Here is a 25,025-nt window from a genome sequence, read left to right as displayed (position 1 = left end):
CCGGCGGAAAACCGGACAGATTCCCACCATTGGTCTGGACATCTCCGCGTCCGGCGACGTAACTTCCCGTGCTGAGACCCCTCGCCAAGGTCACGCCCAGGCCGGGAACGCGCCCCCGGCCGACATCCGCAAGCACCGCCGCGGCGCGTCCACGCTCCGCGGCGGGATTCCGCCGAGGAGTGAACTGTGCGCATCCGCAAGAAGATCCGGCGCGTCTTGACCGCGTTGGCGGTCGCCCTCCCCCTGGTCACCGGAGTTTCGGCGCTTTCGGCACCCACCGCGGTCGCCGCGGGCCCCGATCCGCTGCCGCTGACCGTCACCAACAACTCGAACCGCTCGGACGCGGTCCATCTCTACGTGCTCGGCACGAACCTCAACACCGGGAAACTCGGCTACGTCAACGCCGACGGCGCCTTCACCCCGTGGCCGCCGGGGGCGAACCCGCCGAGCCCCGCGCCGGACGTCTCGATCGCCGGCCCCGGCAACGGCGGCTCGACCACGCTGCGGATCCCGCGGATGCTCTCGGGCCGCGTCTACATGTCGTTCGGGCAGAAGATCAAGTTCTTCCTGACCCCGGACGGGCTGGTGCAGCCCGCTCCGTGGGCCGACGGCGACCCGAACCGCGACATCCTGTTCGACTGGAGCGAATTCACCTACGACAACGGCGGGCTGTTCATCAACAGCTCGCAGGTCGACATGTTCAGCGTGCCGCACGCCGTCGGGCTCACCAACGGGGCGGGGACGAACAAGGAGGCCGGACGGCTCAAAGCGGGTGGCCGCGAGGCCATCTTCAACGCCGTCCAAGGACAGTCCGGCTTCTCGAACCTGGTGTACAACCGGCTGCGGGTGCTCGCCCCCGGCAAGGGGCTCGACACCGGCAAGTTCAGCGGGACCTACCTCGACGGTTACGTCACGAGCGCCTGGAACGCCTACAAGTCGACACCGCTGACCGTGGTGCCGTTCGAGGCCGAACCCGGCAAGAAGTTCACCGGCCGGACCGGCGGGGACGACGTCCTGCGCTTCACCGACACCTCGGGCGCGACGGTGGCGTCGTTCAGCAAGCCGAGCACCCGTGACGTCTTCAACTGCGACGGACGGCTGCACGCGCCGAACGACCAGGTCGTCGGCCCGATCGCGCGGACACTGTGCGCGGCGCTGCACCGGTCGACCCTCGGCACCCTGCACACGCAGCCGACCTATGACGCCGGCCAGTTCTACAAGCAGGCCGTGACCGACCACTACTCGCGGATCGTGCACGAGCAGATGGTCGACGGGAAGGCGTACGGGTTCGCCTTCGACGACGTCGGGCACTTCGAGTCGCTGGTGCACGACGGGGATCCGCGGACCGCGCGGATCGTTCTGACGGCTTTCTAGGGACCGGGGGTGAAGGGGCCTTTTCCCGCGTCGGTTGGCGGGAAGGGCCCCTTCACCGCTCGGGGGTCCGCTGTGTAGCTGTTGCGAAAGCGGCTTTCGCAACCCCCTCACCAGCGAGCCACCCCATCAACGTCGCGAAAGCCACTTTCGAGACACCAGACGTCCCGAAAGTGGCTTTCGCGACACCCCACCAGCGACAGTCAAGCCCACGCCCACCCCAACGTCGCGAAAATGGCTTTCACAACACCCAGGCCGCCGAGAGACCACTCAGCGCGCTCCGCTCCCGATCCGCCAGGCCGACATCCCGATCCCGCTCGGCACGAACGAGAACGACAGCTCCGGCGTACGGCCACGCTCCAGCTCCACCGGCGTGTACCGCACGCATTTCCGGTGCCATTCCAGGATTCCGGCCATCCAGTCCTTGAGGTGGTCCGCGTATCCGGTCAGCGCCGCGCGGACGTCGTCGCCGAGCCCGAGGTCGTCGCACATCCGCGGCAGGCCCTCGCCGTCGAGCTGCTCGAACTGCTCCAGCCGCGCGTCCATCAGCCGGGCGGCGATGTCGCGGGCCTCGATCCGGTCCACCTCCAGGAACCGTTCGACGACGTACACGAGGTTGTGCACCTCGCCCTCGTACTCGATTTCCTTCTGGTACGAGAACAGGTCGTTGGCGAACGCCGCGTAGTCCTGCGCCGCGGTGTCGAGTTCGGACAGCACTCGGTTCTGGAATAGCTCCGGCGGCAGGGTGTCGCCGAGTTCGAGGAGCGCGAGGCTCTTCGTCAGGTCGGATCCGAACGTCCGCCGCCGCATCTCCACGTAGTCGACCGGATCGGGGACCCGGTTCTGCGCCTGGTTCCCCACCTCCCACACCCAGCTCGCGGTCATGCTCTCGACCGCCCGCCGGAATCCCGCCCGCCCGCGCGGGGTCAGCGGTCCGGCGGTGCGGTCCCACAGGTTCGCGAGGCCCCGCTCGATCGGGTTCGACGGTTTCGGCACCGGTTCGCCGTCGAGGGGCATGAACAAGGAAAGCCGCTCACTGCACAGTTTCGCGGCGATCGAGTCCCGTTTCGCGCCGAAGACCAGCGGGAAGTAGTCGTCGCCGTAGGTACCCCAGGTGAGCCAGTCGGTCGACAGCTTCAGCCGTTCGAAGTCCGCGTCCGCGTCGATCATCGCGGCGCAGTGCGCCAGGTCGATGCCGAGATACCGGCGCTCGTCCCAGACGACGTCGTCGAACATCCCCATCTCGCGCGCCCAGCCCGGCCCGTACGCACGGGCGGCGGCGAGGTGAGGGCTGGTGCGCACGGGGTACGGCATGCGGAACTCCGGCAGCGGCAGCTGCCCGACCTTCGCGAACGGCGGCGGCGCCTGCTGCCGCACCCGCTGGACGAGGCCGAGCCCATGGCCACCGGAGGCCGCGCCCTCGTTCATGTACCGGCTCGACCGCACGTGCCATTCGTGCCCGCCGGACTGCCAGTCCTGCAGCCCCTTGACGTAAAGGCCGACCGCGATCTGCTCGGACAGCGAGACGTCGCGTTCGGCCAGCAGCGCGGGAACCTCGACGAGCGCGGTGTTCTCGAACTGCTGCAGCCGCGAGGTCAGCAGGTCGTTGGTGAGATCGGCCGCCTCCTGCGTCGGGAGGTCGAGGAACTTCTCGAAGACCAGGACCGCGTTGGAATTCTCCCCCTCTTCGCGTACTTCGCGCTGGTAGGAAAAGAGATCGTTGCGAAGGTGGACGGCGTCGGCGAACGTGTCGCGCAGGACCTCCATCGGCCTAGTCGCCGCGATCCCGTCCGGTACTTCGGCGCCGACGGCGTACTCGATGAGGTTCGCCGACCACGGCGCCCCGCCGACCCGGCGGCGCATCTGGACGTATTCGATGGGATTCGCGATCCGGCCGCGGTCGATGTTGTCCAATTCCCAGAGCGATTCGACCATCAGGTTGTGCGTACTGGTGACGAAACGACGGCGCCAGGCCTCCGACATCGAAGGAATGGTACGCGCCCAAAGGTCTTCGAGCCCGGCTTCGGCCGGATTCCCCGGCTGCGGCGACGTTTCCCCCGGCCCGGTCATGAACAGTTCCAGGCGGTCCAGATAGGCCTTCGCGCCCTCGATATCCCGGGTGTACTTGAATTGCGCGAGGAAATCGTCGTCGAAGAAGAACACCCACACGTACCAGTCCGTGACCAGATCGAGGGACGGCCCGTCACAGTCCGGATGGGTGTGCGCGCAGAGCAGCGCGTAGTCCATTTTCGCCAGTGCCTGTTCGGTCCAGACGACGTCACCGGACGGCGACGGTGAATCGAGCATCCCCATTTCCCTGGCCCAGGCCATACTGTGCGCTCGCGCCGCTTCGAGGTGCGGATTCATCCTGGCCGGATGCGGCACGTAGAACTCGGGCAAGGTGAAAGCCTGCATCTGCGACTGCCTCCCGGGCCGGTGTCGGATCCGCTCCGACGTTTCCAGCCCGCCGCCGCACCGGGCAACGTCCAGCCGAGCGATTCGGTGTGCCAAGGAGTGAATCAGCCCCAGAGGGACGCCGGATCGACATAGGGCGCGAGCAATCCGGCCAATTTCTCGTCGCCGTTCCCGGCCAATTCGTCCTCCGCGATCCGCCGGGCGACACCGGCCAGGAAATCGGCGGCCTGCACCCGTGGATCCACCCGTGAATCCACGAACTCCACCCCGGCCAACCCGGGTGTGGACTCGATCCGGGCGAGCCGGTCCCCTTTGAGCGAAGGTTGTTCGTCGTGGACGAGGAAGACCTGCTCCCCGCCCTGGCTCCAGTACTCGACGGCGCGGAGGATCGCGGGCACCAGCGGATCGAGGATCTTGGCGTCCCGTGCCGCGGCGACCTTCGCCCTCAATTCCGCGGTGTCCCCGGCCATCGCGAAGAACGACCCCGCCGCCGGATCCCGGCGGTTCCTGGTCCGCAGCACGTCGTTGAACGCGGCGAGGAGCGCGTCGTCCGGCCGGATCTCCGCGCCGGCGAGCGCGCGGAGTTCGTTCGCCAGCAGCCGTTTCTTGTCCACGAGGTACACCCGCGCTCGCCCGTGGACCGGGCCGAGCGGCCCGAGGAACCATTCGAGGACCCGCCGGTGCTTCGTGCGGAGCAGATGGTTCGCCTTGTACTCGACCGCCGGCGAACGGATCCGTCGCCGCAGTTCGACCAGGCAGGCGGTGGCTTCTTCCAGACTGAGCCGCACCCCGGCGTGCGCGAACACGCCGGTCTCGCCGCCGATCAGTTTCTCGCCCTCGGACCCGGACTCGTCGCAGGCGATCTCCAGGGGCACGCTGCGCATCGTGCCCGATCGCCCCGGCGACGTCGACCGGGTTACGCGGGGTCGGGCAGCGGCTCACCGGTCTCGAGCAGCGTCTTGAGGCTCGACAGGATCGACGGCCAGCCGCCCTTGACCATCTCCAGCGCGGTGCTTCCCGGGTCGAAACCGTCGTGCACCACGGTCAGTTTCACCGTGTCACCGGCGGGTTCGAGATCGAAGGTGACCTTCGACCGCGATTCGGTCTGGAGCTTCGCCGACACGTCGTCGTCGAGCCCCACCGAACGCGGTGCGAGGCCTCGCCGACCGCCTGGTGTCCGGGCTCGTCACCCCGGACGAATGGTCGGTGCGGGAATCCGTGGCCTCCCGGGTCGCCGGGACCGAGGAAGCGATCGATTCCGCGCAGGCGGCCGAGATCGCCGAGCTGGCACGCGAGATCGAGAAGCTCTTCGGCGCTCCGCAGGACATCGAATGGGCCATCGCGCGGGATCGGGTCTGGCTGCTTCAGGCCCGGCCGATCACGGCGTTGCCCGAACCCGGTGTCGCCGCCGTGCCCATGGTCGCCGACCCGCCACCGGGTCACTGGTCCAAGGCGAGCCACGCCACCGGTCCCTTGACGCCGTTGCGCCGTTCGACGGTGCTGCCCACCCTCAACGACACCAGCGGCTACCTCTTCTCGTTCGGCATGGGCGAGCGGCTGGCGTTCGAAGACATCGGAGGCTGGCTCTACTCGCGTTTCGTCATGCCGGACGGGCCTGCCGAAATGGCGAAGCGGCTGCACCAGGTGGTCGGAGCGGTGTTCCAGGACGAACCACGGCATCGGGTCGAGCAGTGGCACGGCGAGTGGCGCGACGAGCTCACCGGCGCGCTTCGGCGGCTGCGTGACGAGGTCGACCCGGCCGCGTTGCCCGACGAGGACCTGCTGACCCATCTGCTGGAAATCCGTGCTGTCGAAGACAAGGCGATGGAGGTGCACTTCAAGCTCGGCGGTGTCGGCGTCCTCGCGGTCGGCAAGCTCGGCGTGCTGTGCGCGAGGGAACTCGGCTGGAGCGCGGCGAAGACGCTGGACCTGCTCAACGGCCTGCCAGGGATGACGACCGAACCGGCTCACCGCCTCGCCGCGCTGGCCGCGCGGGCGCGCGCGTCCGCCGCGGTCATGGAGGCGATCGGACGCGAAGACGCCACCGTCGACGGGATCCGCGCCGTCGACGAGCGATTCGGGGCGGCGTTCGACGCCTACCTCCGGGATTTCGGGCTGCGCACGATCGGGATCGACATCGGCAGCCCGGCGATGGCCGAGCGGCCCGGACTTCTCGTGGCCCTGCTGCGCGGGCAACTCGATCGTGGCTTCGACCCGGACGGGCAAGCGGCGGCACTCGCCGGTGAACGCGCCGCCGCCGAACGCGAGGCCCGGTCGAAGATCACCGACACCGGGACCTTCGATTCGGTTCTGCGCCTCGCCCAGGCCGTCTATCCCCTCCGTGACGACAGCAACTACCTGGTGCAGGTGGCAGGCGGCCTGTTCCGCCGCGCCGTGCTCCACGTCGGCGACCGGCTCGCCCGGCGCGGCCTGATCAGCCAGGCCGAGGGTGTCCTGATGCTCGTCTTCGACGAGGTGATCGACGCGCTTCGGCGCGACGTCGACCTCCATGCGGCGGAAGCCACCCGGACCGGAGAATTCCTTTGGGCACAACAGAACCCTGGCCCGGCGGAGTACGGCGAGGAGAAGAAGCGGACGCCACCGGCGGACTTGATCGCCAAGCTGCCGCCGCCCGCGCGGGAGGTCGTCGAAGCGGGCTTGTGGTCGATGCGCGAGGTCGCGGGCATCCGTGCGGAGGCCTCTCCGGACGCGTCGGCGGTGGCGCACGGCCTGGCCGCGTCCCGCGGTACCTACACCGGCCCGGTGCGCGTGATCATGAACGAGGCCGATTTCGGCAAGCTGCGGACCGGGGACGTGCTCGTGTGCCCGGAGACCACCGCGGAATGGTCCGTCCTGTTCCCTTGTGTGGGCGCGCTGATCACCGACACCGGTGGCCTGCTGTCCCATCCGGCGATCATCGCGCGGGAATACCGCGTCCCCGCGGTACTCGCGACGGGCGACGGCACCCGACGGTTGCGGGACGGCGACATGGTCACCGTGGACGGTGACAGCGGAACCGTGCGGCGCTGGGAGGGCGGAATCGAATAGTAGGGCGTCGCTACGCCGCCGGGTAGGTCGTGCGTGGCCAGGGCCGAAGGTTCAGTCCTATCCGGACGGTGGAGCGGCGCCGACGTTCATCCATCACCGGTTCTGGGCGCAGGCGGAGATCGCGACGGCGTTCTCACTGCACGTGCAACTGTTCGGCTGAGCCCCAGGTCCCGCCGGCCGTCGCCATCACCGAGGCCGACGTGCGCATCCCGATATCCCGATACCCGCCGACGCGACCGAACTGAACACGCAGGCGGGCTACTTCAAGCAGCTCTGGGACGGCTGCCACGCCGTCACGCGGTGTGTGGAGTTCACGACGTGGGGCTTCACCGACCGCCACTCACGGATGCCGGACACGTTCCCCGGCGAGGGCGGCGGCCTGCCTGTTCGACACTCACCTGCGGCCGAAGCCGGCGTACACCCGGATCAACCCCTGAGATAGGCGGTCCAGCAGGCCGCTGAAGTCGCGAAAGCCACTTTCCCAACCGTCAATGTCGCGAAAGTGGCTTTCGCGACACACCACCGATATTCGATCTTGAGCCGCCAAGGGGGCTCGAACCCCTGACCTTCTGTTTACAAGTTCCAGCGCTCCCATAGTGATACGCGGATTCCCTGGTCACAGGTGACGTCAGTTGCACGAAATTGGGTTCCAGAGGCACGGGTGGGCATCAGTTCGTGGACCAGTTTGTGGACTTAGATCTACAGTTCGACGTTCTCCAAGCTGATGCCACACGCGAGCAGCGGGGCTGGTCAACGCACCCAGGCCAGCCGGCACTCTGTAACGAGTACCGGCTGGCGGTCGTTCTATCCGGTCACAGGTCGAGTTGCTTGATCAGCCAGTCCAGGATGGTGCGGGTGAGGCCGGAGATCACGCCGCCAAGGACAGTACGGACCAGGGGCCGGGGCTGGCGGTTGCGCGTGTGGGACATGAGGGTTGCTCCTCGTAGGTATCGGTAGAAGTTTGGGCGGCAAGCCTGCTGAGGACAACGATGAGGTGTTGGGCCGTTCGGGGGCGCTGTTCTCGGCCGGGCCCGGATCAGCGCGGGGCCCGCCCACTGGATCCAGTAGATTCCGAGATCCGGAATCCGGACGGTTCCGGATTCCGGAGATAGGGGCAGGAGGACGCGCGGTGCCGAGTCCGCAGGACTGGTTCGTCAGTCAGCTGCAGCAGCTACGTGGGCCGTGTCATGACAACCGTGTAAGCCGCGGATGGACCAAGATCGGATCGTCGTTGGCGATCCAGGAAGGCCCTTTCTGTGACNCTCGGACTCCGGAACATCACCAGCCACCGCGGAGGACCATCAGGAACCGGAACCTGGGGATGGAAACAAGCACTCAACACACTTGTCGTACTCTTCCCCGACCGCCTACCAATCCACTAACATAACCACACAATCATCCGTGGCTTACACGGAAATCATGACAGGGCCGCTACGTGCGAAAGCGGGAAACCCGTCCCAGACTCAACTGTTGACCTGTGACAAGGAGGCCGGGAAGAAGCTGAACAAGTCCTCCCTCTCGGACCTTCTGAAGGGCAAGTTCGTCAAAGCGCCACCATGGGAGCGAGTCGCGGCCTACGCGATCGCCTGCGTCCAAGCAGCAGAGGCCAAAGGCATCAGGCTTCGCAAGGAGGACGTACTAAGGCAGCTACGGAACGATCACGCCACGCTCACACAGATGCTCGAAACCTCCACTCGGAAATCCGCCTCCCACACGCCGCGCTCGCGGACTGTCACCGGCCAGCCTGAACGACGGCTATTCGGCTCTGTGCCAGTACTGGCAGGCGCGTTCCAGCGCCGTGCCGTGTCCGACAGACTCACCCACGCGGTCGAGGACGGCGGCACCGTGGTTATCACCGGGGCCAGCCCGACGAGTCTGCTGATCGGGCTGGGCGGAGTCGGCAAGACCCAGGTCGCAGCCGACCACGCGCACAGGCGCTGGGACACCGAGGATGTGGACCTGCTGGTGTGGATCCCCGCCCGCAGCCGCGACGCCATCCTCGCCTCCTACATCGAAGTAGCCGTGGAGACGCTGGGCCAGGCACCGGACAAACCGGAGCGCGCCTGGCGTCGACTACTGGAATGGCTGGCTGAGACTTCGCGTCGATGGCTGATCGTGCTCGACGACCTCCAGCACCCCGACCACCTATCCGGACTGTGGCCACCACACTCCGCTACAGGCCAGGTCATCGTCACCACCCGCCGACGCGACGCTGCTCTCCACGGACATCGTCGCCAGATTGTCGACGTCAACCTCTTCACCATCGACGAAGCCTCGGCCTATTTGCTCGAAAAGCTCCCCGATCGTGCGCGTACCGAAGAAGAGCAGCAAGACCTGGCGGCGCTGGCGAAAGACCTTGAGTATCTGCCACTAGCACTGGCACAGGCTGCCGCCTACTTATCGAATAAGCCGTTACTCAGCACTACCGGCTACCTCGACCAAGTAGGCAAGCACCGGACCGCGTTGCGCGAAGTTTTTCCCAAGGAGCAAGAACTCCCAGACGGACACGAGCAAACGGTAGCGGCCACCTGGGCAGTATCGATCGACGAGGCAGACCAGCTGGACCCTGCAAGCGTAGCGCGCCCCATCCTGGAGTTGGCGTCACTGCTCGACCCCGCTGGCATCCCCGCAGCCATTTTCACCACCGAAGCCGTCACCCAATATCTCTCCAACCGCTTGGGCCAGGGAGTCACAGTCAGCGATACCGAGGGCGGGCTGGAGTGCTTAAGCCGGTTTAGTCTGCTAACACTCGACTTCAACGAACCTCACCGGGTAGTTCGAGTACACGCCCTGGTTCAGCGCGCCGTCCGCGACACAGTCTCCGATGGCTCTTTAGGAGACCTCGCACGTACAACCGCAGACGCGTTCGTCGGGGTGTGGCCCGTTATTGAGACCGACCGCGAACTGGTCCAGGCTCTACGAGCTAACACGGTCGTCCTGCATGGCATCGCCGAGCAACACCTGTGGAAACCCGCAGGTCATCCCCTTCTGTTTCGCAACGAGGGAAGCTTAGGCCAAGCAGGACTTCTGAACTCCGCCATCATCGCTGGCACTCGACTTCACGAAGAAGCACATAAGCATTTGGGCCCCGACCACCCCGACACCCTTATGGCCCGCAGCAACCTCGCCTCCCGGCGAGGCGAAGCTGGCGACCCCACTGGCACCGCCACCGCATACGAAGAACTTCTCACCGACTACCTGCGCGTACTCGGCCCCGACCACCCCAGCACCCTCACCGCCCGAAACAACCTCGCTCACTGGCGAGGCGAAGCTGGCGATGCCACTGGTGCCGCCGACGCTTACCAAGAACTGCTCGCCGACCGACTGCGCGTTCTCGGCCCCGACGACCCCAGCACCCTCACCACCCGCAGCAACCTCGCCTCCTGGCAAGGCCACACCGGCGACGCCGCTGGTGCCGCCGCCGCAACCGAGGAGCTCCTCCCCGACTACCTGCGCGTTCTCGGCCCCGACCACCCCGACACCCTCGCCACCCGCAGCAATCTCGCCTCCTGGCAAGGCCGCGGCGGCGACGCCGCTGGTGCCGCCGCCGCATACGAGGAACTCCTCCCCGACTACTTACGCGTTCTCGGCCCCGACCACCCCGACACCCTCACCACCCGAAACAACCTCGCTTACTGGCGAGGCGAAGCTGGCGACGCCACTGGTGCCGCCGCCGCAACCGAGGAACTCCTCGCCGACCGACTGCGCGTTCTCGGCCCCGACCACGCCGACACCCTCACCACCCGCAGCAACCTCGCCTCCTTGCAAGGCGAAGCTGGCGACGCCACTGGTGCCGCCGCCGCAACCGAGGAACTCCTCGCCGACCGACTGCGCGTTCTCGGCCCCGACCACCCCGACACCCTCACCACCCGAAACAACCTCGCCTCCTGGCAAGGCCACACCGGCGACGCCACTGGCGCCGCCGACGCTTACCAAGAACTGCTCACCGACTACCTACGCCTACTCGGCCCCGACCACCCCAGCACCCTCACCACCCGAAACAACCTCGCTCACTGGCGAGGCGAAGTCGGCGACGCCACTGGCGCCGCCGACGCTTACCAAGAACTGCTCGCCGACCGACTGCGCGTACTCGGCCCCGGCCACCCCGACACCCTCACCACCCGAAACAACCTCGCCTACTGGCGGGGAGTACTTGGTAGACCATAGATCTGCGCGAGCGGTACATGCTGAGGCTTAACTGTCGAACCACGCCTTGCAAAAGTGCTGGCCGAAGGCATCTGGGGCGTATACCGCTGGTTGACGTGAACCAGGGCGTGGCTGGACTGGCTTGTCTGGATGCTCCCGGCTGGGGTTCGCACCCATCGTGGCACCCTTGATCAACTGCGTCCTCGTCTTGCGGCACTCGATCTGCGGCTGAGACCACGACACGGCCGTGTGCCGCTCTACGACGTTGAACACACGGCTCTTACTATCGGCGCTGGCTCAACCACCTGGTGGTCCACAGCCTTCACCTCATAGCGACACGCCGACGAACGAGTTTTGCCCGACACGCCGTGCACGCTTCGACAAAGTTCTCCACAGGTTGCCCATAGGCCCTAAGCAGGGACTTTAGGCCGCAGCCGAAAAGTTGCCCCTAAGGTGTGAACAGCTTCAGCCCCCACTGTGCCCAGCTCAAGCAGGTTTTCCACAAGTTATCCACAGGCCAGTACCCAGGCGAACTTGCGCCGGTCCAGGCAGACGCTCCACCATCTCGACCAACCGTTCGAAGGCCACAAGCCCAGCGCACGGGGATGTCCCTCGTTCCGACGTGATCGGTCACGTCGGAACACCACCGCCTCAACAAGAGGCCCGTCTCCACCTGGAGATCAGCTTTGCCCAAACACCCCGAAAGACGGAAGAAGCGCCGGACCAGGGGTAACAGCCCTGGCCGACGCAACTTCAGCGAGCTTCACGTGCAGTACCTGAAGCTCCTAATCGTGCTCATTCCTCTGATCAGCCCGATCATGCACCACTTCATCAAGTGACGCGCTTGGTTGCCGGGTGGAGTTGGCGCTCCATCCGGCAGCCACGTGCCACCCTCCACGCTTCGTGGCGCGGTTGCAACAGTTAGAGAGTCACCAGTCCGCTACATCACTCCATACGGTCCAGTCCTGCTCGCCCTGATTCGTGGGCCTGCGTGAGCTGCGGCTTTAGCTGCGGCGATGGGCGACGTGGCACCGTGGATCGGTATCGGCATTTCCAGCGCGTCGCTGTGCTTCGCGTTTCTGGCGTGGGACGTCAACCGGCCGCGCGCGGCCTGGCGCTTGTCTGCGGCAGCCGGAGGAGTCGCGGTGTTGACCTACATTGGATGGCGCAGACAGGTCACTGTCGTGCAGGTCCACATTCCACATCGGATGCCACTTCAGGCCACCGACCTGCGCGCAGAGTTGGAAGGACGTTCGTTCAACCGTTTCAGCTGGGCACAACTCGACGTCAGCGATTGCACCCCCGGGGATGTCGTGGTCGTCACGTGGCGGGGGCGCTGGCGAAACCGGACCCGCCACGACGCGTTTCCGTTGACCATGGGCTGACGCACCCGGCCAGACTGCGGTCATGGACCATCTCGGTGGCCAAGTCATCGAAGCCGGCCGCGCGCGCCTCACCGGCGATCAGCTCGCCTACTGCGAACTGCGACGTTCGATGCATAATCGAACGCATGCTCGATACCGGCGATACGACCTCGCCAGGGCCGCCGTACCTGCACATGGTGCGGCCGAGCCGTCCAGTGTGGGTCGATCTGAGCAAGGTCTACCAGGTAGGCGAGTGCCGTCCGACCTTGCCGGACGAGCTTGACCTGACGGTCACGGTCCCCGGGTTCCTCGGAATGAGGCAGGCGACCACCACCGGTCACTGGGTCGGCTGGGTGGTCTTCACGATCGGGGACCTTGACCGCGGCGGAATTCGGAACGCCCAATGGGTCGTCTCGGACGCTCTCCGTCGCCGCGACGTGTAGATCCTCTGAGGACCGTCGCCGCGGGCGCGGTGAACGCAGCGTGATCGTGCCGCGAGAAGTCCTTCACCGCGACCGCAAAGCCGCTCATCGCATGTAGAAAACGGTGGGCGGGCGTGCGGTTTCGGCTCGGCATGTCGGACTGCCGCGCGTTCGCTGCACGGAGCGGCCGGACGCCGAACGTCGGTTTTCAGGTCGATCGCGTTCTCATAGGTTCGTTCGTGAGCACCATCGGCCGCAAAGCGGGGGCGGTCTCTCCTGATCCGAGAGGCCGCCCCCCAATAGCTGTCCCGTCCGGTGGTGTCTTGCCTCCAGCAGGAACACGTGAGAACGGAACACCATGACGATAGATGCTCCACGGGAAGTCTCGCGAGCCCGCAACGACAGAACGACAGTCCCACGCGACGACGAACAGCAGGTAGCAGTACCGGGACCGAATCCGCCGGTCGGTGAGCGTGAGGAGACAGGCGCCGAACGGCGAGCCCTGTTCCAGCTCGCAGGGCAGATCCTCGGATCCTGGCCGGCCACCATCCGACTGCTCGTCATCCTCGCCGTCGTCGCGGGCGTGCTGTGGCTGCTGAACGCCACCGTTGACCTCGGCCTGGTCCGCCTCGGCAGACCCTGACGAACCGCCCGAACTTAGAAGGTCCTCGTCATACCGACGGGGACCTTCTGCATCTACCGGCGTGTTCGCGGGTCAGGCGATCGCTTCGGGGGTGTCGAGGACGGCACGGAGCCACCTGTCACCGCGGACAGCCAGACATAGGTTCCCCACTCGGGGCTGACCTCGTGCGGCTTCGATCATTCGCGCCATCTCTTGGCTCGACGGCGGGCGAGGTTGCGTCTTCCGCTTGGCGGGCAGGCGAACACTCGGCGCCGGGTTATATGGGATCCGCTTCCAACACACAGCCGCACTCAGTGCTCCGCTGATGACGCCATGGATCGAACGAATCGACGACGCCGCGTAGGGCTTGCACACATGTGGCCGGCATTCGACCGTTTCACAGCCCACCGAATCGCAGTTGTGATTCGCCAACTCCTCGGCAGTCGGTCGCCCAGGTCGCCGAATGTTTCACCACAACTCGGCACTAGTGCTGACCGTCGACTCGATGCTCGACGAACGGCTTCCCGTCGCAACGCTGGCGACAACGACGCAGGTCCGCGTAAAACTTCTCCAAGCGCTCTGGAGCGTCACGCATGAGCAGAACCAACGGAAGGTCGCCGAGCACAGGACGAATGTGATCCCTGATCATCCACTCGTAGTTCATGCGGGTCGTGGGGTCAATCTCCGCCTGTGGAAGCCACTGGTCGAGGAGTGCGCTGAAAGTCGACCTCGTTTGGGCGACCTTCAAGGAGTCGGCTTCATGCTGAAGCCGCGTCCTGACTTTCTCGGCTTCCTTCAAGGCGGCACGCTCGGACCTCTCGTTCCCCGGCCTCTCGATCGACACCGATTCCATGAGAACGATCCGCTCCCCGGTCACGGGGTCCTTCCCGGCGGACACTCGCACCTGGAACGCATCACGGTGGCGACGAACGCTGCCGCGCTGCCGCCCGCCTTCGATCGAGCCCGTGGTCGCCACGAAATTCAAGCTAGCAGGGTCGGTGGACCGAAATGTGGACCAAGATCCACTTCAGAGTGGTCCGCCAGAGCCGTTTCCGAAGAAACATACTGCTCGGAGCCATATTTGATCTTGAGCCGCCAAGGGGGCTCGAACCCCTGACCTTCTGTTTACAAGACAGATGCTCTACCAGCTGAGCTATAGCGGCCTTGCCCAGGACAGCCTGGGCAAGGCCAGTATATCGGCGCCCGTTCAGCCGTCCGCAGGGCGCACCCGGGGGTCACCGGCCACCGTCCGGAAGGCGTGCGCGAACGTCACGGCGGTCGCCGGGTCGCGGCGGTCGGCGACGTAGTACCAGTTCATCCGGACGGCTTCCGGGGTCACTTCGAGGACGCCGGGGCCGTGCGAGTCGAGCTCGACGAAGCGCACGTGCGGGTTCAGCGCGCGGATCGCGGCCTCGACCTTCAGCGAGCCGGTCCGCGGCGGGACGCCGAGCTGCTCGTCGATGTTGTCGGAGGTGACCGACGGGCAGACGAACTCCACGGCGACGCTCGTCCCGTCGCGCGGCACGTCGTTCGCCCACGACGAGTGGACGTCGCCGGTCAGGAACACCGTGTTGCCCCGGCCCTGTGCCGCGATGGTGTCGAGGACCCGGCGACGATCCTCGGTGTAGCCGTCCCATTGGTCGGTGTTCACCGTGGTCGGCTGGCCGTCGAGCAGGTCGTCGAGCGCGAGCCGCTCGCGGGTGGGCAGCGCGGGGATCTTGATCGGCGTGACCATCACCGAATTCCCGATCAGGTTCCAGGAGGCGGTCCCGCGGGCGAGGCCGTCGAGGAACCACTGGCGTTGCTCGGCGCCGAGGATGGTGCCGTCCGTCCCCGGAGCCGGGCCGGGCTGCCGGGTCCGGTACGTCCGCAGGTCCAGCATGGTCAGGTCGGCCAGCTTCCCGAACTTCAGCCGCCGGTACAGCCGGTCACCACGGTGCCGCACCGGCATCCATTCGAAGTACGCCTGGTGCGCGGCCCGCATCCGGTCCAGCCAGCTTCCCTCGGCCGCCGGATCGTGTGACGGAGACCCGCCGGACCAGGCATTGTCGGCGGCCTCGTGGTCGTCCCAGGTCGCGACCATCGGGTGACGGGCGTGGAGCCGCCGGAGGTGTTCGTCGGTCTTGTACATCGCGTGGCGTTGCCGGTAGTCCCCCAGGGTGATCAACTCGTAGGGCGGTACCGAAGGGCGGAGATCACTTGCAGGGTTGGGATTCCCTTCGTAGAGGTAGTCACCCAGGTGGATGAAGGCGTCGAGGTCGTCACGGTCGGCCAAACAGCCGTAGGGGGCGAAGTGACCGACAGCCCAGTTNGCGTGGCGTTGCCGGTAGTCCCCCAGGGTGATCAACTCGTAGGGCGGTACCGAAGGGCGGAGATCACTTGCAGGGTTGGGATTCCCTTCGTAGAGGTAGTCACCCAGGTGGATGAAGGCGTCGAGGTCGTCACGGTCGGCCAAACAGCCGTAGGGGGCGAAGTGACCGACAGCCCAGTTGGCACACGAGACCACGCCGAACCGCAGGCTCGCGACATCCTGGTCGTGAGAAGGCGCGGTGCGTGTCCGCCCGGCAGGCGAGACCTTCCCCTGAGACGTGAAGCGGTACCAATACGCGGTGGACGCGCACAGCCCGCCCGCCGTCACCTTCACCGTGTGGTCGCGTTCCGGCCCCGTCCGGACGTGACCGCGAGCGACGACGCGCGTGAATCCGGCGTCTTCGGCCACCTCCCACCGGACGCCCACGGGCGTCCCTTTTCCGGATCCCGGAACCGCGTCCGGCGAGGGGGTGACACGGGTCCAGAGGAGTACCGAATCGGGCATCGGATCGCCCGAAGCCACCCCGTGCGCGAAAACCGGGGCCTCCGCCCCGCTAGATGCACCCGAAAGGGTGAATGCCGTCGCTGTTCCGGCGGCGGTGACCCCGGCCGCGCGAAGAACGGATCTCCTGCTCACAGAGGACGCCATGGCCTGCAGTGTGCCGTAAACCGGCGTGCCCGCGATGATCTTCCTCCGACGTGGTGGACGCCACTTCGGGTTTCCTGCAACGGTCGAGGCACCGGCCCCGATGCTCCTCGGGAAAGTCCCTCGAACCAGAGTGAGGAGGTGGATCGATCATGAAGATCAACGAGCACACCAAGAGGGCCCAGCCGGGCGAACCCAGGCAGCACGGTGTCGAAAAGAACCAGGACGAAACACCCGAACGTGGCGAATGGCTGCTGGAAGCGCCGCGCCAACGTGACGGAGAGCGATCGATCCCCCAGGCCCGCTCGCACCGGCCGAATCTGCTGCGCCGCCGCGCCTGGCAGATCCTCGAAGCGCCGACGGCGGAGCAGCCCGCCGTCGAGAGCGACGAGGCGATGGGCCCGAAGCCGCCCGACGACTCGACGGTCAACTTCGTCCTGGACCTCGCCCTGCGCATCGGCGAGGTCCAGATGTCGAGCGGCGCCGGCGCCTCCGACGTCACGGCGACCATCATCGCGCTGACCTCCGCGCTCGGCCTCCCGCACTGCGAGGTCGACGTGATCTTCACGTCGATCACGGTGACCTGCCACCGCGGCACCGACATGGCCCCGGTGACGGCGCTGCGGGTGGTCCGCTCACGCAGCCTCGACTACACGCGGCTCACCCAGACCGAGACGCTGGTCCGCCGGATCGTCCGCGGCAACATCGGCGCCGAAGAGGCCCAGCAGGAACTCCAGCGGATCACGACCGCGCCGCACCCGTACCCCCGCTGGGTGGCCACGGCCGCCTGGGGCGGGCTGGCCGCGTTCATCACCCTGATCCTCGGCGGCAGCATCGACGTCGCGCTGGTCGCGCTCGTGATCAGCGCGGTCATCGACCGCCTCGGCCGGTTCCTCAACCGCTTCGCGCTGCCGTTCTTCTTCCAGCAGGTGATCGGCGGCCTGGTCGCGACCCTGTCCGCGATGGCGATAGTCAGCAGCAACCTGCTCACCACGGACAAACCCACGCTGGTCGTCGCGGCGGCCGTCACCGTGCTGCTGTCCGGTCTCTCCACGGTTTCGGCCGTGCAGGACGCCATCACCGGCTACTACGTCACGGCGGCCGGGCGCACGATGGAAACCGCCCTGATGAGTGCCGGGCTGATCGCGGGCGTGGTGCTGGCGCTGAAGATAGCGCTGCTGCTCGGGCTCCCGCTGACGCCGCTGCCCGAGGTCGTCTCGTCGACGCCACAGGACCTGCCGATCATCATCTTGGGCAGCGTCGGCGCGTCGGCCTGCTTCGCGCTGGCCTCGTACTCGACGCTGCGCGCGATGATCGTCGCGGGAGCGGCGGGCGCCATCGGCGGCGCGGTCTACGGCGCCTTGATGCTGACCGACTTCCAGGCCGTCAGTTCGTCCGCCGTGGCCGCCACGCTGGTCGGCTTCTGCGGCGGCGTACTCGCCAGGCGGCTCAAGGTGACCCCCCTGGTGGTGGCTGTGTCCGGCATCACGCCGCTCCTCCCCGGCCTCTCCACCTATCGTGGTCTATACCAATTGGGCGTCGAGCCCGGCGGGAACATCTCGACGCTGATGACCGCGGTCGCGATCGGGCTTGCCCTGGCAGCGGGTGTGGTACTCGGCGAATACCTCGCGCAGCCGGTGCGCACGGGTCTCGGCAGGCTCGAACGCAAGTTCGCCGGCCCGAGGATGGCGGGCCCGATGGAACCCGCCGAACGACGCTTGGAGTGATCGCTCGCCGACCGGCCGCGGCCTCCTCGCGCGATAGGGTTTCCGCTTAGGGCAGCGACCCGCGAATCGAGGGAGCGGCTGGTGGACGAAGTGATTGCCGAGACGAGCAGAACGGCCTCCGCGGATTTCGTGGTGGTGGCGAACCGGCTCCCGGTGGACCTCGAACGGACCGCCGACGGAAGCAGGCGCTGGACGGCGAGCCCGGGCGGACTGGTGTCCGCGCTCGAACCGTTCCTGCGGTCACGCAAGGGAGCCTGGGTCGGGTGGCCGGGTGTGCCCGACGTCGACGTCGAGGAGTTCGACGACGACGGCCTGGTGCTGCACCCGGTCTCCCTGACGTCGGACGACGTCCGCGACTACTACGAGGGCTTCTCCAACGCGACGCTCTGGCCGCTGTACCACGACGTGGTGGAGCGGCCGGTGTTCGACCGGAGCTGGTGGGAGGCCTACGTCCGGGTGAACCGGCGCTTCGCCGAGGCGAGCGCGAAGGTCGCGGCCGAGGGCGCGACGGTGTGGATCCAGGACTACCAGCTGCAGCTGGTCCCCGCGATGCTCCGCGAGCTGCGTCCCGACCTCCGGATCGGGTTCTTCCTGCACATCCCGTTTCCCCCGGTCGAGTTGTTCATGCAGATGCCGTGGCGGACCGAGATCGTCCGCGGCCTGGTCGGGGCCGACCTCGTCGGGTTCCACCGGCCGGGTGGCGCGCAGAACTTCCTCTGGCTGGCGCGGCAGCTGGCGGGCCTGGAGTCCAGCCGCGGCGCGGTCGGCATCCGCACCCGTCCCGGCCTGATGCAGGTCGGCGACCGCACGGTGCGGGTCGGCGCGTTCCCGATCTCCATCGACGCCATCGGCCTCGACAAACTCGCCAAGACCAAGGGCGTCGCCGAACGCGCCGCCCAGCTGCGGCGTGACCTCGGCAACCCGAAGAAGGTCCTGCTCGGCGTCGACCGGCTCGACTACACGAAGGGCATCGACCTGCGGTTGCAGGCGCTGCACGAGCTGCTGCACGAGGGCCGCGTCCGGCCGGAGGACGTGACGTTCGTCCAGCTGGCCACCCCGAGTCGCGAACGCGTCGAGCACTACCAGCGGATGCGCGGGGACATCGAGCAGATGGTCGGGCGGATCAACGGGGAGTTCGCCCGCGTGGGTCACCCGGTCGTGCATTATCTGCACCAGTCCGTGAACCGGACGGAGCTGGCCGCGTTCTTCTCCGCGGCCGATGTCATGGTGGTCACTCCCCTGCGTGACGGGATGAACCTCGTCTGCAAGGAGTACGTCGCCTGCCGCCACGACCTGGGCGGTTCGCTCGTGCTTTCGGAGTTCGCCGGCGCCGCGGCGGAGCTCACCAGCGCGCTCCTGGTCAACCCCCATGACCTGGACGGGGTGAAGAACGCCTTGGAGACTGCCATTACGCTCGACCCCGCAGAGGGACGCCGCCGTATGCGCGCCATGCGTCGACAGGTCCTCACGCATGACGTCGACCGCTGGGCGCGCTCGTTCCTCCAAGCACTCGGTGCCGAACCGGCCGACTGATCCCCCAACCCCCGCTACGTTCCCGAGGAGAAATCGTTGACCGCCGAGGCACTGCCCGCCGAGCTGCGGCGCGCGATCGTCCAGGTCGCGCGCACCCCGCGGTTGCTGGTCGCCTGCGACTACGACGGCACGCTGGCTCCGATCACGGCCAACCCGGACGAAGCCCGGCCGCTGCCCGAATCGGTAGGCGCTCTCAGGTCGCTGGCCGGCCTGCACGAGACGACCACCGCGGTCATCTCCGGCCGCGCGCTGCGTGATCTCGCCACCCTGTCCCGTCTCCCGGCCGAGGTGAACCTGGTCGGCAGCCACGGGTCTGAATTCGACATCGGCTTCATCCACGCTCTCGACGACAAGGCCCGCGAGCTGCACAGACGGCTCGAAGCCGAGCTGGAGAACCTGGTGCTCGACGTGCCGGGCGTCTCACTCGAGGTCAAGCCCGCGAGTATCGCGGTACACGTCCGCCGGGCCGAGCACGAGGCGGGCCGCCGGGTCCTGCGCGACGTCCACAATGGACCCGCGCAGTGGGAGGGCGTGTCCACGACCGACGGCAAGGAGGTCGTCGAGCTCGCGGTCGTCCAGACGGACAAGGGCCGCGCGCTGGACACCCTGCGCCACCAGGTCGGCGCGACGGCCGCAGTCTTCCTCGGCGACGACGTCACCGACGAGAAGGCGTTCGCCCGGATCTCCGGCCCGGACGTCGGCGTGAAGGTCGGCGACGGGGAGAGCCTGGCGCAATACCGGGTCCCGGACACCGTCGACGTCGCGATGGCGCTCGCCTTCCTCCTCGAAGAGCGGCGCAACTGGCTGTACGGCGAGCAGGCTCCGCCGATCGAGCGGCTTTCCATGCTGGCCAACGAACGCTCGGTCGCGCTGGTCACCCCGGACGCCCGGCTGACCTGGCTGTGCCACCCCGGTCCCGACGCGCCCGCGATCTTCGCGGACCTGCTCGGCGGGGCCGGCGCCGGCCACTTCTCGATCAAGCCGCACCGCAACGGCCTGCCGCTCGGGCAGCGTTACCTGCCGAACACGATGACGGTCGAGACCCGCTGGTCGCGGCTGCTCGTCACCGACTACCTCGAGCCGGAGAGCCCCGCGCACCGCACGGATCTCGTCCGGGTGATCTCGGGCGAGGCGGCGGCGGAGATCGTGTTCGCGCCGCGGCCCGAGTTCGGCGGTGTCCCGGTGAAGCTGGTCGCCCAGGGCGACGGGCTCCTGGTGCAGGGCACCTCGGAACCGTTCGCGCTGCGCTCGCCCGGCGTCGAGTGGGAGATCACCTCCGACGGCATGAACGACACCGCGACGGCGCTCGTCACCCCCACCCCGGACAGCCCGGTGGTGCTCGAACTCCGTTGCGGCACCTCGGATCTCGGCGCGCACGAACTGTCCGAAGTGGACCGGCGGGCCCGTGCGGGCGACTACTGGAGCACCTGGGCGCGGACGCTCAAACTGCCCAGCGTCCAGACCGACCTCGTCGGCCGCTCGGCGCTCACGCTGCGCGGGCTGGTGAACACCGACACCGGCGGCGTGCTCGCCGCGGCGACGTCCTCGCTGCCGGAGGAGATCGGCGGCGTCCGGAACTGGGACTACCGCTACTGCTGGATCCGCGACGCGGCGATGACCGTGCGCGAACTGGTCCACCTCGGCTCGACCGAGGAGGCCGAAGGCTACCTCCGCTGGCTGCACGGCGTGCTGTCCACTTTGGCCGGTCCGGAGCGGCTGCACCCGCTGTACACCTTGGCGGGCAGCGTGATCGGCGCCGAAGCGGTCATCGAGTCGCTGCCCGGGTACGCCGGTTCGCGGCCGGTCCGCGTCGGCAACCTGGCGAACCACCAGGTCCAGCTGGACGTGTTCGGCCCCGTCGTCGAACTCGTGCAGACGCTGGCGGCGGCGCGCGGCGAACTCCGCGACGAGGACTGGCAGATGGTGCGCGCGATGGCCGAGGCCGTCACGCGGCGCTGGAACGAGCCGGACCACGGCATCTGGGAAGAGCGGCACGTGCCGCGCCACCGGGTGTACTCGCGGGTGATGTGCTGGGTGACCATCGACCGGGCGATCAAGCTCGGCGAGGTCTACGGCCGTGCGGTTCCGGGCGCGTGGCCGGCGCTGCGTGACGAGATCGCCGCGGACGTCCTGGAGAAGGGCTGGAACGAAGAGGTCCAGGCCTTCACCACGGCTTACGACGGAACGGATCTCGACGCCGCGTCGCTGTTCGTCGGGCTGACCGGGCTGATCGATCCGGCCGACCCGCGCTTCCAGTCCACGGTGACCGCGATCGAGGCGGAGCTGCGCAGTGGGTCCACTGTGTACCGTTACCGCCGCGACGACGGCCTTCCCGGCGGCGAGGGCGGCTTCCACATCTGCGCGGCCTGGCTCATCGAGGCGTACCTGCTCACCGGGCGGCGCACCGAGGCCGAGGAACTGTTCACGCAGATCGTCGACGCCGCAGGCCCGACCGGGCTGCTGCCCGAGCAGTTCGACCCGATCGCGGAGCGCTCGCTGGGCAACCACCCGCAGGCGTACTCGCATATCGGGCTGATCCGCTGCGCGAACCTGCTTTCCCAGTAACGCGCCCACGTTCGAGACGCCGTGAAGGCCTCCCTCCCTACCCTCAAGGTAGCGAAGGAGGCCTTCACGACCTCCGGGGTCAGGCACGCCCGAGGCGAGCGTCGCGAAAGCCACTTTCGGGACATCTGACGTCCCGAAAGTGNAGGACGCCACGCCGGACAAGCTGTTCAACGATCCGGAGCACGACCGGACGCGGCGGTTCCTCAAGGCGGTCATCGACCGGGCTTGAGGCTGTGGTGGGCATGTCGCGAAAGCCACTTTCGGGACATCTGACGTCCCGAAAGTGGCTTTCGCGACACCTCCGGACCGCGGGCGACGCGTGAAAGTCCCCTTCAGCCCCCGGCGACCGACGGGATGATCTGGACTTCCTTCACCTCCGCGAGTGAAGTCTCGGCACCGTCGAGACGGCGGCATTCCTCACCGTCCACATAGAAGTTCACGTAACGCCGCAGCGCGCCGGTCTCGTCGCGCAGGCGGCGTTCCAGCGCGGGGTACCCGGCGCCTAGCGAGTCCAGGACACCGTTGAGCGTCGAGGCCTCGACTTCGAGCGCGCCGCGGCCGTCCGCGAGGTGCCGCAGCATCGCGGGCAACAGGACCCGGACCACCTAGACCACCTGGGCCCGCACGCACAGCACGTCCGGCAGATGCGCGGCGACCTGATGCCAGGTGTCGCCTTCGTCGGGACTCGCCCACACTTCACCGGATCGCGTGCCGAAGTAGATGCCGTCCCGCGAGTCCACGCACATCCCGTCTCGCAGCACTCCCGCGTAGAACCCCTTGTCCGGCAGGCCGTTCCCGAGGCCCGTCCAGGTCTCGCCCGCGTCCTCGCTGCGGTAGACCCGGCAACGGCCCTCCGGCGGGAAGCGGAGAACGTCGGCCACCAACGGGAAGTTGTAGACGGTGTCCGGTTTGGACGGATGGACGACCATGGCGAACCCGAAGTCGTTCGGCAGGCCGCCGGCGATCGACCGCCACGTCTTCGCGTCGTCGTCACTGCGGTAGACACCGCCGTGGTTCTGCAGGAAGAACCGTTCGGGACGCAACGGATGCATCGCGACCTTGTGCACGCACTGCCCGAATTCGGGCTCCTCGTCGGGCAGGAAACCGGCGCTGATCCCGCGGTTGGCCGCCGTCCAGCTCTTGCCGCCGTCCTCGGTGCGGTAGACCCCGCCCGTCGACATGGCGACGGTGATCCGCCCCGGATCCGTGGGATGCGGCAGGATCGTGTGGATCATCTGGCCGCCGCCACCGGGAGTCCAGTGTGGACGGTGCTCGTGTTCCCAGAGCCCGCGGACGAGTTCGAAGTTCTCGCCGCCGTCTTCGGACCGGAACAGCGCGGACGGCTCGACACCGGCGTAGACGACGTCCCCGGCGAGCACGACCTGCCAGATGCCTTCGAGCGCGGTCTCCGTATCGGCGGGGAAGGCGACCGGCGCGTGATCGGGCTGGGACCAGGTCTCGCCGAAGTCCCCGGACGTCGCGATCGTCGGGCCGAAATGCTCGTTGACCGCGGCCGCGTAGACCTTGGAGGGGGCCAGCGCGACCGCCCGGACGGCCTCCATGGGGAACTTCGGTTCGGAGATCTCCCAGTTCACGCGGTCCTCGCTGCGGGCGAGGAACAAGCCCTTCCTGGTACCGATCCCCAGCTGGAACTCCACGACGCCATCCTCTCGGCCGACACTGTGACTCAGGTCACCGTACTACCGAAAGGCTGGAAATGGAGGCGTCGCGCCGGCTGCTGTCCAAGGGGTCGTGGCCCTCGCCTTCTCGGGAGAACGAGGGTCACAGACGAACAGCCGGCGCGACGGGCTTCGGGGGCGGTCAGGTCCCGCTGATCAGGCGCAGCGCCAGATCGGGGCTGAACTGACCGGCTTCGACGTTCGGCGCGATGCCGCATTTGCCGTCGGAGTCGCCGGGCACCTTGACCCAGAGCAGCATCTCGGCGCCGCCGCCGGTCTGCGAGGTCGCCCCGAGCTTGCGCCCGGCCGGGTTGCACCACTCGGAGCCCAGCGGGCCGTTGCCGTTGCGGCTGGTGTCGATCACGAACGGCTTGGTGTAGCCGTACTTGCTCGACAGGGCGGCGCTGACGGCCTTGCCGTAGTTCGCCGAGTCGGTGGTGGTCTTGTAGTTCGACACGTTGATCGCGAGACCGCGGATCGACTTCACCCCGACGGCGTTGAGCCGGTCGGCCATGGTCGCGGCGGGGATCCAGGTCGAGTTGCCGCCGTCCATGTACGCCCAGGTGTTCGGGGCCTTGGCGGCGAACTGCTCGGCGGCGAACTTGAGCAGGTCGAGGCGGGTCTGGCGTTCGACGGCGGGCAGGCAGTCGACCTGTGCGAGCGCGTCCGGCTCGATGACGACGACCGCGGGCTTGCCGCCGATACCGTCGGCGAAGTTCGAGATCCAGGTCCGGTACGCCTCCGGGCTGCCCGCGCCGCCACCGGAGTGACCGCCGCAGTCGCGGCCGGGGATGTTGTAGGCGACCAGGATCGGCAGCTTGTCGGCCACGTCGGCGGCGTAGGTGTAGCCGTCGACGGCGGTCTTGACGTTCCCGCTCCAGTTGCCGAACCAGCGCGCGCCCGCCTTGGTGGAGATGGCGGCCTTGATCTTGTCGGCGGTGCTGCCCGGGTGATCCCGCACCCAGACCGCGGGGTTGGAATTCGGGTCGACATAGAAGCCGTTGGTCTTCTCGAGGGGGTTGCCGTCGGCGGCCTGGGCCGGCGTGGCGACCAGCGCCAGCAGCGAGGCGGCCAGCAGACCGAGCGTCTTGATGCGCATGTCCACCAGCTTCGAGCCCTCCCGTACAAGATTCGTACAACCCACGCGTTTCGTCCTCTGAATGCGGTCGTTGCGCGT

Annotated in this window: 17 protein-coding genes, 1 tRNA gene and 1 pseudogene; 10 read left to right on the top strand and 9 right to left on the bottom strand. The window is 67.6% G+C overall.

Annotated features, from left to right (window positions below; translation table 11 throughout):
- The first annotated feature begins 186 nt into the window (after positions 1–186).
- The gene (locus ACXIZN_RS37075) at positions 187–1,374 is read left to right on the top strand and encodes a glycoside hydrolase family 64 protein (RefSeq protein ID WP_457959508.1); all 1,188 of its coding nucleotides are present in this window, start codon (positions 187–189) and stop codon (positions 1,372–1,374) included.
- A gap of 267 nt (positions 1,375–1,641) precedes the next feature.
- Here the strand turns inward: ACXIZN_RS37075 and ACXIZN_RS37070 are convergent, their stop codons facing one another.
- The 3 genes and pseudogenes from ACXIZN_RS37070 to ACXIZN_RS37060 form a co-directional block, all read right to left on the bottom strand.
- The gene (locus ACXIZN_RS37070; RefSeq protein WP_457959507.1) at positions 1,642–3,786 is read right to left on the bottom strand and encodes a terpene synthase family protein; all 2,145 of its coding nucleotides are present in this window, start codon (positions 3,784–3,786) and stop codon (positions 1,642–1,644) included.
- Positions 3,787–3,890: 104 nt separating this feature from the next.
- Entirely contained in the window at positions 3,891–4,670 is a 780-nt protein-coding gene (locus tag ACXIZN_RS37065; RefSeq protein WP_457959506.1) for a DUF3800 domain-containing protein, read from the bottom strand.
- Positions 4,671–4,702: 32 nt separating this feature from the next.
- Positions 4,703–4,924 (bottom strand): annotated as a pseudogene (locus ACXIZN_RS37060) (SRPBCC domain-containing protein); the annotation flags it as partial.
- Positions 4,925–4,935: 11 nt separating this feature from the next.
- Here ACXIZN_RS37060 and ACXIZN_RS37055 point away from each other — a divergent pair.
- From ACXIZN_RS37055 to ACXIZN_RS37030, 6 genes are all read left to right on the top strand, one after another.
- On the top strand, positions 4,936–6,834 hold the full coding sequence (locus ACXIZN_RS37055) for a PEP-utilizing enzyme (protein ID WP_457959505.1): 1,899 nt from the start codon (positions 4,936–4,938) through the stop codon (positions 6,832–6,834).
- Positions 6,791–6,994: a glycoside hydrolase family 48 protein gene (locus ACXIZN_RS37050; RefSeq protein ID WP_457959504.1), complete on the top strand. Its 204-nt coding sequence runs from the start codon at positions 6,791–6,793 to the stop codon at positions 6,992–6,994. Before ACXIZN_RS37055 ends, ACXIZN_RS37050 begins: the two co-directional genes overlap by 44 nt.
- Before the next feature lie 1,310 nt (positions 6,995–8,304).
- On the top strand, positions 8,305–11,001 hold the full coding sequence (locus tag ACXIZN_RS37045) for a tetratricopeptide repeat protein (protein WP_457959503.1): 2,697 nt from the start codon (positions 8,305–8,307) through the stop codon (positions 10,999–11,001).
- Positions 11,002–11,996: 995 nt separating this feature from the next.
- A complete protein-coding gene (locus tag ACXIZN_RS37040; RefSeq protein ID WP_457959502.1) occupies positions 11,997–12,365 on the top strand; it encodes a hypothetical protein in 369 nt (122 codons plus the stop codon).
- 125 nt (positions 12,366–12,490) lie between these two features.
- Entirely contained in the window at positions 12,491–12,787 is a 297-nt protein-coding gene (locus ACXIZN_RS37035) for a hypothetical protein (RefSeq protein WP_457959501.1), read from the top strand.
- A gap of 337 nt (positions 12,788–13,124) precedes the next feature.
- Entirely contained in the window at positions 13,125–13,409 is a 285-nt protein-coding gene (locus tag ACXIZN_RS37030) for a hypothetical protein (protein WP_457959500.1), read from the top strand.
- A gap of 463 nt (positions 13,410–13,872) precedes the next feature.
- Here ACXIZN_RS37030 and ACXIZN_RS37025 read toward each other — a convergent pair whose 3' ends face one another.
- The 3 genes from ACXIZN_RS37025 to ACXIZN_RS37015 form a co-directional block, all read right to left on the bottom strand.
- Complete coding sequence (locus ACXIZN_RS37025) at positions 13,873–14,364, bottom strand: tyrosine-type recombinase/integrase (protein ID WP_457959499.1); 492 nt, start codon at positions 14,362–14,364, stop codon at positions 13,873–13,875.
- A 114-nt stretch (positions 14,365–14,478) separates the two neighbouring features.
- Positions 14,479–14,551, bottom strand: a tRNA-Thr gene (locus tag ACXIZN_RS37020).
- Between the two features lie 44 nt (positions 14,552–14,595).
- Positions 14,596–16,347, bottom strand: coding sequence for an alkaline phosphatase D family protein (locus ACXIZN_RS37015; protein ID WP_457959498.1), 1,752 nt, complete (start codon positions 16,345–16,347; stop codon positions 14,596–14,598).
- Between the two features lie 149 nt (positions 16,348–16,496).
- Between ACXIZN_RS37015 and ACXIZN_RS37010 the strand changes: the two genes are divergently transcribed.
- The 3 genes from ACXIZN_RS37010 (at position 16,497) to otsB (ending at position 22,169) form a co-directional block, all read left to right on the top strand.
- Positions 16,497–18,071: a threonine/serine ThrE exporter family protein gene (locus ACXIZN_RS37010; protein ID WP_457959496.1), complete on the top strand. Its 1,575-nt coding sequence runs from the start codon at positions 16,497–16,499 to the stop codon at positions 18,069–18,071.
- Positions 18,072–18,152: 81 nt separating this feature from the next.
- Entirely contained in the window at positions 18,153–19,604 is a 1,452-nt protein-coding gene (locus ACXIZN_RS37005; RefSeq protein ID WP_034310226.1) for an alpha,alpha-trehalose-phosphate synthase (UDP-forming), read from the top strand.
- A 36-nt stretch (positions 19,605–19,640) separates the two neighbouring features.
- Positions 19,641–22,169 (top strand): trehalose-phosphatase, encoded by a 2,529-nt coding sequence (gene otsB / locus ACXIZN_RS37000; RefSeq protein ID WP_457959495.1) that lies wholly within the window; start codon positions 19,641–19,643, stop codon positions 22,167–22,169.
- 332 nt (positions 22,170–22,501) lie between these two features.
- Here the strand turns inward: otsB and ACXIZN_RS36995 are convergent, their stop codons facing one another.
- From ACXIZN_RS36995 to ACXIZN_RS36985, 3 genes are all read right to left on the bottom strand, one after another.
- Positions 22,502–22,774: a MoaD/ThiS family protein gene (locus ACXIZN_RS36995; RefSeq protein ID WP_457959494.1), complete on the bottom strand. Its 273-nt coding sequence runs from the start codon at positions 22,772–22,774 to the stop codon at positions 22,502–22,504.
- Positions 22,775–23,827, bottom strand: a complete 1,053-nt coding sequence (locus ACXIZN_RS36990; RefSeq protein ID WP_457959493.1) for a WD40/YVTN/BNR-like repeat-containing protein — start codon at positions 23,825–23,827, stop codon at positions 22,775–22,777.
- Positions 23,828–23,990: 163 nt separating this feature from the next.
- Positions 23,991–24,947: a glycoside hydrolase family 6 protein gene (locus ACXIZN_RS36985; RefSeq protein ID WP_457959492.1), complete on the bottom strand. Its 957-nt coding sequence runs from the start codon at positions 24,945–24,947 to the stop codon at positions 23,991–23,993.
- Positions 24,948–25,025 lie beyond the last annotated feature (78 nt).

This window comes from Amycolatopsis sp. TRM77291 (assembly GCF_054166285.1).
Note: the sequence above shows the minus strand (reverse complement) of the source record. Positions and strands in the feature narration are given on the sequence as shown.

What these genes read in the sequence shown, in the direction of transcription:
- ACXIZN_RS37030 (WP_457959500.1), top strand. Translation starts at nt 13,125, where the DNA reads ATGACGATAGATGCTCCACGGGAAGTCTCGCGAGCCCGCAACGACAGA.
- ACXIZN_RS37010 (WP_457959496.1), top strand. Translation starts at nt 16,497, where the DNA reads ATGAAGATCAACGAGCACACCAAGAGGGCCCAGCCGGGCGAACCCAGG.
- ACXIZN_RS37040 (WP_457959502.1), top strand. Translation starts at nt 11,997, where the DNA reads ATGGGCGACGTGGCACCGTGGATCGGTATCGGCATTTCCAGCGCGTCG.
- ACXIZN_RS37035 (WP_457959501.1), top strand. Translation starts at nt 12,491, where the DNA reads ATGCTCGATACCGGCGATACGACCTCGCCAGGGCCGCCGTACCTGCAC.
- ACXIZN_RS37070 (WP_457959507.1), bottom strand. Translation starts at nt 3,786, where the DNA reads ATGCAGGCTTTCACCTTGCCCGAGTTCTACGTGCCGCATCCGGCCAGG.
- ACXIZN_RS37065 (WP_457959506.1), bottom strand. Translation starts at nt 4,670, where the DNA reads ATGCGCAGCGTGCCCCTGGAGATCGCCTGCGACGAGTCCGGGTCCGAG.
- ACXIZN_RS36985 (WP_457959492.1), bottom strand. Translation starts at nt 24,947, where the DNA reads ATGCGCATCAAGACGCTCGGTCTGCTGGCCGCCTCGCTGCTGGCGCTG.